The organism is Sphingorhabdus sp. (assembly GCF_044374345.1).
In the GTDB taxonomy this organism is placed as follows: Bacteria; Pseudomonadota; Alphaproteobacteria; order Sphingomonadales; family Sphingomonadaceae; genus Sphingorhabdus_B.
On the sequence record NZ_JBILOS010000070.1, the window covers coordinates 1 to 10592 of the forward strand.

A 10592-nucleotide genomic window follows, 5' to 3' on the forward strand; every position below is an offset into this window, starting at 1 on the left:
CAATGCGACCGACGCGATCCCATTTGTTCGCACCGATGTTTTGCGCGACCATGGCGCTGACCGCGCCACCCACAGCCACGGCGGGCATTTGCACATAGCTCCACAGCTGGTTCATCACACCAAAGGCCGCAGTGGTATCGACGCCCTCAATATTGACGAGGCCAATCATCACGACGGCAGAACCCGACATGATAATCATCGACAAGCCCATGGGCAGACCCATACGCGCTATCGGCTTCAGAAAGCGGGCGTCAGGTCGCAACCATGCAAGCTCGGCCCCGCGCAGACGAATGGTCAGGTCAAGCGCATAGACCTTGTGCAGCAGCAGGCCGAGGCTGATGATCCCTGCAACGATTGTCGCCAAAGCAGACCCGGCGATACCCATTGCGGGGATTGGACCAAAGCCAAGAATGAAGACCGGGTTGAGGATGATGTCGAGCACGACATTCAAGACCGTATTCCAAAATGGCGTGACGGAATCACCGACGCCGCGCAGCGATGATGATATCAGCACCATGACAAACGACGTGGGCATCGTCAGGAAAATCACGCGCAGATAGGCAAGCGCGAGCGGATAGACCGTCTCAGGCGTCGACATGAGCCGCAGCATATGGGGCGCAAAAATCCAGCCTGCCGCTGCGAACAATAAGCCCGCGGCGAAAAAGACGGTGATTGCCGTCCCCATGATCCGGCGCACAGATTCAATATCGCGGCGGCCCATATTCTGGCCGATCAATATGGTTGTCGCCATGGTGAAGCCGAACAATGTGGAGAACATCAAGAACATGATGAGCCCAGCGTTCGCCGACGCCGCCAACGCCTCTTCGCCCAGAAACTTTCCGATCCAAACCGAATTGACCGAATTGTTGATCGACTGGAGGATGTTCACGCCAAGCGAAGGCAGCGCAAACAAGAACAATGTTTTTGCAACCGGACCAACCGTCAGGTCACGTTGATGCGCGGGTGCGCCGCTCACCCCAGTCGTGCCAATGCCGCCGTCAGCCGCTCGGCCTCGGCAGCTTTTTCCGCATGATCGGCGCGTGCCTTTTCCACTGCCTCGGGCTTTGCCTTTTCAACAAAGGCTGCGTTGGACAGACGCCCTGCAAGCGCATCACGTTCCTTGGCTGCAGCTTCGATGGCTTTGGTGATGCGGCCGCGTTCGGCATCGAGATCGATGATGCCATCGAGCGCATAGACGACCGTATCGCCACCGACCACGATCTGCGCGATATTGTTGGTCTCAACAGGCGTAAAAGCAAAGCTGTCGATGCGGCCCAAGCGCGACAACGCCGCGGCCTGCCGTTCGATGATTGCAATGGTTGATGGCTGTGGATCGGCGATATTCGCGGTCAAACGCGCGCCGGGCGGAATGTTCAGCTCTGCCTTAAACGAACGCGTCTTGCTGATCGTGTCAATCACCCAGTCGATTTCACGAACGGCGCCTGCGTCAACGGTTGCGTTCGGTTCGGGCCATTTGGCATGGATGATGTCATAGGGGCGATCACCCAATGCGTGCCACAATTCTTCGGTGATGAACGGCATGAATGGATGCAGCATGACCAAAATTTGGTCGAGCACCCAGCCAGCGACGACCATGGATTCAGCATCCATCTCGCCCTTTTCACCATCGACAAAAGCAGGCTTGATGAGTTCGAGATACCAATCGCAGAACTGGTCAAAGACCATGTGATAAATCACATCGGCCATGCCATCGAAGCGGAATTCGGCGAACGCCTTGTTCAGCTTTTCGACGGTGCCAACCACCTCGCCGATAATCCAGCGGTTAACCGCGAGCTCGGCTTTGGGGGCGTTGATGCTGTGCGATCCGCCGATGCCGTTGGACTGGGCAAAGCGTGCCGCATTCCAAAGCTTGGTCGCAAAGTTGCGATAGCCGGCAACGCGGCTTTCATCCATTTTGATGTCGCGGCCCTGGCTTTCCATAGCCGCCATGAAGAAGCGCAAGGCATCGGCACCATATTGGTCAATCAGGCCAAGCGGATCGACGGTATTGCCCTTGGACTTGGACATTTTGCTGCCGTCTGCGGCGCGGACGAGGCCGTGCAGATAGAGCGTTTTCCACGGCACTTCTTTCATGAAGTGAATGCCCTGCATCGCCATGCGCGCGTCCCAGAAGAACAATATGTCAAAACCGGAAACAAGTACGTCATTGGGATAATGGCGATCGAGCTCGGTCGTTTGGTCGGGCCAACCCAATGTGCCAAATGGCCAAAGCGCGGATGAGAACCATGTGTCGAGCACGTCCGGATCGCGCGTTAATGCAACGTCTGTTCCGGCAAGCGCTTGCGCAGCCTCCTCGGTCTCTGCGACATAGCATTTGCCATCCGCATCAAACCAAGCGGGGATCTGGTGCCCCCACCATAATTGGCGCGACACGCACCATGGCTGGATATTTTCCATCCAGTTGAAATAGGTTTTTTCCCAAGATTTGGGGACAATATCGATTGCGCCCGAACGCACCGCTTCGATTGCGGGCTTGGCCAATGTTTCTGCGTCGACATACCATTGGTCGGTCAACCACGGTTCAATCACTTGGCCCGAACGGTCGCCAAAGGGTGTTTGGATGACGCGGTCTTCAACCTTTTCGAGCAAGCCCAAAGCGTCCATCGCTTCGACCACCATCTTGCGCGCATTGGTTGGCTCGCCTTCGATGCCGAAGCGATATTGGCCGATATATTCTTGCGGAATGAGGCCATCTGACGTTTGCACAACGCGGCCTTCGCCATCGAGCATGTTGAACATTTCACTGGCTTTGAATCCGGCGCGCTTGCCAACTTCAAAGTCATTGAAATCATGCCCCGGCGTTACCTTGACTGCGCCCGAACCCAATTCTGGATCGGCATGTTCGTCCGCGACAATCGGTATCAAGCGGCCGGTGATCGGCAGCCGCACATTTTTGCCCACCAGATACGCATAACGTTCATCCGACGGGTTTACCGCCACCGCCATATCGGCGAGCATGGTTTCGGGCCGCGTGGTTGCGACGGAGATAAATCCGCTGCCATCTTCGAGCGGATATTTGAAGTGCCAGAACTTGCCGTTGATTTCGCGGGTTTCCACCTCAAGGTCGGAAATCGCAGTTTTCAAGCCGGGGTCCCAATTGACGAGGCGCTTGTCGCGGTACAGCAGGCCTTGATTGTACAGTTCAACGAACACTTTGATGACGGCTTTTGAAAAGCCCTCATCCATTGTGAAGCGTTCATTTTCCCAATCCATCGAGCAGCCAAGCCGGCGCAGCTGGCCGGTAATTTCGCCGCCGCTTTCCTCTTTCCATTCCCACACTTTGGCAATGAATTCGTCGCGGGTGAAATCGGTGCGCTTTTGCTGGCGCGCGTTTAATTGCCGTTCGACCACCATTTGCGTGGCGATGCCCGCATGGTCGGTTCCGACCACCCACAGTGCATCCTTGCCCTGCAAACGCGCATGGCGGATGAGGATATCCTGCAACGTATTGTCGAGCGCATGGCCAATGTGCAGCGAGCCCGTCACATTTGGCGGCGGGTTCACGATTGTATAGGGCTCTGCATCTGGCCGTTCGGGACGGAACGCGCCAGTGGATTCCCAATGGGCGTACCATTTTGCTTCAATTGCGGCGGGGTCGAAAGTCTTGTCGATAGTCATAGGTTCGTGCCTTAACGAGCCTTACCGGAAAGGGAAACCCTCACCACACGACATGTGCGTGAACAGCCCATAAAAAGCGCCGCCGCAATGACGCCGCACCCGCCGCTGATTGGTGCTGCGCCCGTTACTTCGCACCCTTCAAATGCTTGGCCAGCCACGCGAACACGGTCTGGTGCCACTGGATCGAATTTTTTGGTTTCAGCACCCAATGGTTTTCATCGGGGAATACCAACAGCTTCGATTCCACGCCCTGCTGCTGCAATGCGGTGAAGGCGGCCAGACTTTGCGAATAGGGAATGCGATAATCCTTCTCGCCATGGATGACCAAAGTCGGTGTTTTCCATTTGGCGACATGGTTCACAGGGTTCCATTTTTCGGCATCGGTCCGCGTTGTCCATGGCCCGCCATTATCCCATTGGTCGAACCATAATTCTTCGGTTTCATAGGCCATCGCGCGGAGGTCAAAAATGCCCGCATGATTGACGAGGCATTTGAAACGGTCGGGCCAGTTGCCCGAAATCCAGTTCATCATATAACCGCCATAGGATCCGCCAAGCGCGCAGGCGTTTGCGGTATCAAGCTGCGTGTCGATTTTGCCAACGGCGTCCATGCCCTTTTGCAAATCTTCAAGCGGCCATCCGCCCCAATTCTTGTTGATGCTGTCGGTGAATTTCTGACCATAGCCGGTCGACCCGTGAAAATCGATGGTAACAACGGCATAGCCTTGCGACGCCATGACCGCCGGGTTCCACCGGTAGGACCAGCTGTTGTTAAACGTTCCCTGTGGTCCGCCATGCACGAGCAACAACACCGGCAGCTTGCTCGTCGCATTTTGCGGCTTTACGATTTGGCCAAATACCTGTTCGCCATTGGCGCCGGCAAAATTGAATTTCTGGTAATTGACGGGATCGAGCGTTGCCAAAGCGTCCGCATTTACGTTTGTGAGCCGTGTGGTTTTGCCCTTGGCATCCATATGCACAAGGTCGGATGGCCCCGTGATGCTGTTAATGGCGTAGACGACACCGCCATTTTTCAGCGGCACGGCTTCGGCGATGCTACCGCGGTCAGTAAGCCGTGTGACTTTGCCTTTCAGGTCGACGCGATACAGCGGCGTTTCCAGCACATCTTGCGCAGTCACCAGCAAGCTGCGGCTATCCAAAGCCCATGCGAGCGACGCCACCGAACGGTCCCACTTTTCGGTCAGCGCGGTAACCTTGCCGCTCTTCATATCCATAAGCTTTACGACCAGCCTGTCGGCCTCGTAGGTCGCGCGCGACATCGACGTCCATGCCATCCATTTGCCATCGGGCGACATGGCGGGTGTCGTGTCCGTCCCGGCATTGTCGGCCGTCAGGTTGACCGGCGCCTTCGACTTGAGCGACGCGCCATAAATATCGAGATTGGTTGATTTGGCTTCATTTTTGTCGGCTAACCGCAGTGTGAAGACAAGGCCGCTGCTGTCGGCGTTCCAGCTGATCTCTTCGCCGCCGCCAAAGGGCTTCGACGGGGCATCACCGACAAGGGTGCCGTCCATTGCAGTGCCCGATGTGCCAAGCTTGCCATCAGCGCCGAGCATGACGGTGAACACGCGGCTGTAATTGCCCGGCGTTTCCCATTGGTCCCAATGGCGCACCATAAGCTGGTCATATTCACGACCGGTGCCGGGGCCGGACTTTGACGTGTCGCCGTCCTTTTCACAGCCAAATTCCATGCAATCGCGGGCGATATCGCCCCAGACAGCAAATTTCTGTCCATCGGGGGAGATTTTGAACCCGCTGACATCGGCCTTGAAATTGCTCGCTTGCGTGGTTGTCGCGGTCGCAATGTCGTAGCGCCAAATCTGGTCAGATCCGCTTTCATTGCTGATGTAAAAAATGCTTTTGCCGTCGGGGGCAAAGGCGGGGTCATGCTCATTCTTGGCTGGTTTTGATGCGAACATCATTGGCTTCGGATTGGCACCGATTTTGAGCATATAGAGGTCGGTCTTGCCCTTGTTCGCGGCCAAATCGGTCTCGCGCAGCTGGTAAGCGATCATTGTCCCGTCGGGCGATGCCGTTGCACCCGAAAGGCGCTTCATTGTCGCGAGGTCGGTCTCCGTCATCGGGCGCGCAAACGCAGCGGAGGGAAGGGCGGAAGTGCCGATGATTGCGGCAAGCAGGATGGTTTTTCTCATAGCCACACGCTAGTCAGCGCAAGGCAGGCAGGCAAGAAAATTACAGGCGGAAATCTCAAAATTGGGGTTGGGTTTTTGCAAAGCCGCGGCGCCGCCAGTTGCGTTTTATGCAATCACATTGTCTACTAAATAACTTGAGTTTAAATTTCTTGGCGGTAGGGGAGCGCAACAACGAAAACATAAAAAAGGATGCCTTCCACGGGACGACCCGGCCATTTGGCTGTGCGGCAAGTAGAAGGAATGAAATATGCAGAAATTGGCTAGCTTTGTTGGCGCCATCGCGCTCAGCAGCCTGCTTTTCTCGGTCACAATGGTATAATTGGCGTCTGAGAAAACAGCTTTTCAAATAAGCAACGGATGGGCGGGTACTTCCCCGCCCTTTTGTTTGTCCAAAATCGCCAGACTGCGAAAATCAGCGGACCAGTTTGCCGTCTTTCATGACGTGGGTCAGATTTTCCAACACGCGGATATCCTGAATCGGATCGCCCTTAACGGCCACCAGATCGGCAAAGCGCCCCGGCTGCACGCTTCCCAGCATATCTTCTTTGCCCAACAGTTCCGCCGCGCGGATGGTCGCGCTTTGAACGGCCTGCATCGGGGTCATGCCATAGCGGACCATATATGCAAATTGCTTGGCATTATCGCCATGCGGATACACGCCGCTGTCGGTTCCATAAGCAATCTTCACGCCCATCTTCACCGCTTTGGTAAAGCCAGCGCGCTGGATATCGGTCGTCTCGCGGTTCTTGCGCAAATATTCTTCGGGCCATTTTTCGCGGGTGCCGACATCGTCAATATAATCACCATTATAAATGTCCATGACCAGCCATGTGCCGCTGGCTTTGGCCATTTTGAGCGCTTCATCGTCGATCAGGCTGGCATGTTCGATGGAGCGCACGCCCGCGCGTATAGCGCTTTTGATCCCGGCGGCGCCGTGCGCATGTGCCGTCACAAATTTGCCACGCGCCTTGGCGGCCGTCACCACTGCGCGCAGTTGATCTTCGGTCAATTCCGGCTCGCCGGGTTCGGTGCCAATCGCAAGCACCGCGCCCGTGGCGATGGTTTTGATGAAATCGGCGCCTTGGTCTATCAAGAATGCGGTTTTCGCGGCGGCTTCGTCGGCTGTGCTTGCAACACCCAGGCGCATGTCGGCCGGAAGCTGCTCGTTGGGAACCACGCCGTTGAGCTCACCGCCGCCCTTTGGGATTGTTATATATGCGCCAGCGACAAACATGCGCGATCCAGGAACGTTGCCGGTATTGATAGCATCGCGCACTGCAACATCGGTTAGCCCGCGATAGGTGCCAACATCACGCACGGTGGTAAAACCGGCCTCAAGCGTGAGCCGTGCATTATGGGCGCCAATCAACGCGGTTGCCGCAGGCGACGTTTTCAGCGGAAGGGCTAAATCTGCGCTTTGGCTCGCGTCGGCCAGATGGGTGTGCAAATCGATTAAGCCGGGCAGGACGGTGTAGGCCGACCAATCAAGCCGTTCGCTGCCCGCTGGCGTCGCGCCACAAGGGGCGACCGCGGTGATCTTGTCCGCAGCGACGCTAATGCATTGCCCTGTCAGGACTTGGCCTGCCTGAACATCCAACAGCCGGCCCGTTTCAATATAAAGGCTTTGCGCAAATGAAGCGGTTGGCGAAACCGCCAACGCCGCCGCGAGTATCAACGCCGCGCGCATCAGCCCTTTTTCGTGATGCGGGTGATTTCCCGCTCAACCATCGCTTCGACGATTGGCGGCAAATGGGTGTCGAGCCAATCCTTCAGCATGGGACGCAGCAATTCGCGTGTCAGACCCTCAAGCGAGGTTTCGCCTGACCGAACGATTTGCGGCGCTACGCCGGGTTCGGAGAGGGTTTGCAGCGCTGAAAAGCTATGGCGCAGGTTTTGCGCTTTGCTATCGTCGAGCAAGCGATCTTCAGCAATCGTATTTTGATCCGTTGTCGTGAGTTCGAGGACCTCTTCCTCTTCACGCGCAGCAGACTTGGCGCGCTTGGTCGCAGGGCGGCTGCGGTCGTCATCGGCGATAATACGTTTAATCGACGACAATATTTCGTCCATTGACGGTTCGCTGCGATTATCTGCCATAAATTTGTCCCGCTGCGTTGGATTAGCGCGTTCTACCGCCTGTAGAAATCGGTTCTATTTCTGCTTTTTGCGCCTGCGTGTCAACGGTGCGGGTCGATTTGGCGACGGGGTCAGGCTGCGATGACCAGTCGTTCCAAGCGCCATCCACCTTCTGATAGTCCGCGACGGGATCGTACAATGTTCCGCCTTCGAGACCCAAATCACGTGCCTCTGCCTTGCCCATGGCCGCAAGCAAACTGAAGCCAGCGACATATGCATTGCGGCGTGCCGCAACGAGTTGAACCTTGCTGTTCAACAATTCCTGCTCGGCATTCAAAATGTCGAGGATTGTGCGGTTGCCGACGCTGTTCTCGGCACGCGTGCCTTCTAACGACAATTCGTTTGCCGACACCGCACGTTCCGAAGCGGCGATGACATCAAGCGCAGCCTTCCAGCTGGCGAAGGATGCCCGTGTCTGTGCAATCGCTTCGCGCTCAGCCGCGATTTCCAGTTCCTGTGCCTGACCAAGGCGCGCCTGCGCCTGACGGATTTGCGCCGCAGGTTGGCCACCTTGATATAATGGCAAAGTCGCGCGAACGCCCGCCTGTGCATTCAGCGAACTATTGTCCGCCTGAAACCCCGGAATATTCGACGATATGGAACGCAGGGCATTGCTGTACGATGGCGACGTAAATACGCTGATCGTGGGAAGCCGCGATGCATTGGCCGCACGGCGGTCAAACCCTGCCGCCTCACGCGACTCGCGTGCCGCAATAAGGTCGGGGTTGTTTTCCAACGCTACGCTTACGGCACTGTCGGGGGTGGCGGGTAAATTGGGCAGCGGTGGGGGCGCCTGCAATTCTCCGGGCTCGCGGCCGACCAGTTGGATGTAGATTTCTTTTGAACGAATGAGGTTGGCGCGGGCCGTTTCCAAATTGCTCGTTGCCAATGCCAGACGCGCTTCGGACTGGGCAACATCGGTTCGGGTAAGGTCACCGATTTCGAACCGGTCGCGTGTGGCGTCCAGATTGACGGTGAGCACACCAACTTGAGCGCGGTTCAGGTCGACAATCGATTCGTCGCGGATGACGTCCATATATGCGCCGACGACGGCCGAGAAAATGGCGCTTTCGGTGCCACGCAAATTGGCAAGCCCTGCCTCGACGCGATTTTCAGCGGCGCGTACGGCGTTTCTAATGCCACCACCTGCATAAAGCGGTGCGGAAATGGTTCCGCTGATGCTGACGCCACGCGCTTGAACGACCGATGCGCCGCTGTCCTGAAGCACATTTTCGACATAAGTTGGCTGAACTGTGATGTCAGGGCGGCCATTGGCCTTAGCCAGCGGCACCGCCTCATTCGTCGCGCGCTGCCCGGCGCGCGCTGCGGTCAGGTTTGGGTTGGTTTCATAAGCCGAGACCAGCGCATCGCGGAGCGTATCCGCCATCGCCGGTGCTGAACATGCTGCCGACGCGAGCAACGCGACAGTGATGAAATGACGCGCGCTCAAAACACAAACTCCGGCTTGCGGGCAAATGCGGGTAAAGGCGCGATCTCGCTATCGGCGATTGATTTCAAAGCAACGTTCCCGTTCTGCACATATCCTTTGGCGAGGCGCGTCACGGCGCCCTCAACAATGCCAGTGACCAACCGCGCACCATCTGCGGCGAGCGAAAGGAGCGCATCGGGCAGTTCTTCAGCCGCGCCATCGATAATGATGCAGGCATAAGGTGCGTTGGCGCTGGCTGCGCCGAGATTGTCGGCGGCTGCCGTGGTCAAATGCGCGGTGCGGGTTTTCAATATCGCAGCGACATATCCATTGGGCTGGCCAATGAGCAGAACATTGTCGTCCGCCTGCACGTCAGCAGCCTGCAACAACAACGCAGTTGAAATCGGCGGATTTAAGTTCTCGCCATTTTCCAGCTCAATCGACCGGTCCATATAGGCCGTCATCTGGTGCGAAACGGGGACATAATCCTCGCGCGCGATGCTGCCCATTGCGGCAAGCACCCAGCTTTCGGTTACACCGCTTGGGCGCAGCTGGCTGTCCACCATTGAACGCCGCATATCTTCAAATTTACCTGATTCCATCGGAATATTTCCATTAACCTGTGGGCCATGTGGCACAACTGTATTGCAAACACAATACAGCCTTCGACTTCGGTTCTAGCTATCCGAACCCGTCCCGCCAAGCTGGATTCAGACAAACGGCCTATTTCAGGATGCAAATAGCAACTTTTTCCATGGCTTGTGGCGCACATGGCACAGCATTCCAGATTGCCGGTTGCAATGAATTCTGCAAGCCGCTAAGTGCCCGCCTTCACCACATGGCGGCATTGCTGATTAGGCAGGTTGTTGTTTAGGGGCCCGATGGCGGAGTGGTGACGCAGAGGACTGCAAATCCTTGCACGCCGGTTCGATTCCGGCTCGGGCCTCCATTTTTTCAGATTGAACGAGACGCAACCGAGCGTGTTCTTGCGGCGGGCATGTGTTCCCGCAGTCCAAACCGCTCCAGCAGTTGGGGACGAAGCGTGCGGTATTCCGTGTTACCGCTGGCGTGGCTCAGTCGCCCCCTCTTTAGCCCGGTCCGTGACTGAAAGCCGTCTTAACGCCGGTTTATGTTGCGGGTATCAAAAGCTTGGGATCAACGCGCGCATTGTTCCATTTCATGCCCCAGTGCAGGTGTGGGCCGCTTGCCCGTCCGGTC

7 protein-coding genes and 1 tRNA gene are annotated in these 10592 nt (G+C 56.7%); 1 reads left to right on the forward strand and 7 read right to left on the reverse strand.

The window, feature by feature from the left end; genetic code table 11:
• The 7 genes from ACIQ5B_RS07995 to ACIQ5B_RS08025 all read right to left on the reverse strand — a co-directional run.
• Nucleotides 1–976, reverse strand: a 976-nt coding sequence (locus ACIQ5B_RS07995) for an MATE family efflux transporter (RefSeq protein WP_397598549.1), incomplete at its 3' end; no start/stop codon positions are given.
• Entirely contained in the window at nt 973–3639 is a 2667-nt protein-coding gene (locus ACIQ5B_RS08000; RefSeq protein ID WP_397598550.1) for a valine--tRNA ligase, read from the reverse strand. The genes ACIQ5B_RS08000 and ACIQ5B_RS07995, both read right to left, overlap by 4 nt.
• A 124-nt stretch (nt 3640–3763) precedes the next feature.
• Nucleotides 3764–5812, reverse strand: coding sequence for an alpha/beta fold hydrolase (locus ACIQ5B_RS08005; RefSeq protein WP_397598551.1), 2049 nt, complete (start codon nt 5810–5812; stop codon nt 3764–3766).
• A gap of 412 nt (nt 5813–6224) precedes the next feature.
• Nucleotides 6225–7499 (reverse strand): amidohydrolase family protein, encoded by a 1275-nt coding sequence (locus tag ACIQ5B_RS08010; RefSeq protein WP_397598552.1) that lies wholly within the window; start codon nt 7497–7499, stop codon nt 6225–6227.
• Nucleotides 7499–7906 carry a DUF2497 domain-containing protein gene (locus ACIQ5B_RS08015; protein WP_397598553.1) on the reverse strand — a complete coding sequence of 136 codons (408 nt, stop codon included), beginning with the start codon at nt 7904–7906 and terminating at the stop codon, nt 7499–7501. Before ACIQ5B_RS08015 ends, ACIQ5B_RS08010 begins: the two co-directional genes overlap by 1 nt.
• A 22-nt stretch (nt 7907–7928) precedes the next feature.
• Entirely contained in the window at nt 7929–9395 is a 1467-nt protein-coding gene (locus ACIQ5B_RS08020; protein WP_397598554.1) for a TolC family outer membrane protein, read from the reverse strand.
• Nucleotides 9392–9976, reverse strand: coding sequence for a protein-L-isoaspartate O-methyltransferase (locus ACIQ5B_RS08025; RefSeq protein WP_397598555.1), 585 nt, complete (start codon nt 9974–9976; stop codon nt 9392–9394). The genes ACIQ5B_RS08020 and ACIQ5B_RS08025 overlap by 4 nt, the downstream gene beginning before the upstream one ends.
• Nucleotides 9977–10249: 273 nt before the next feature.
• On the opposite strand from ACIQ5B_RS08025, the gene ACIQ5B_RS08030 reads away from it, so the two are divergent.
• A tRNA-Cys gene (locus ACIQ5B_RS08030) sits at nt 10250–10323 on the forward strand.
• The last annotated feature ends 269 nt before the right edge of the window (nt 10324–10592 follow it).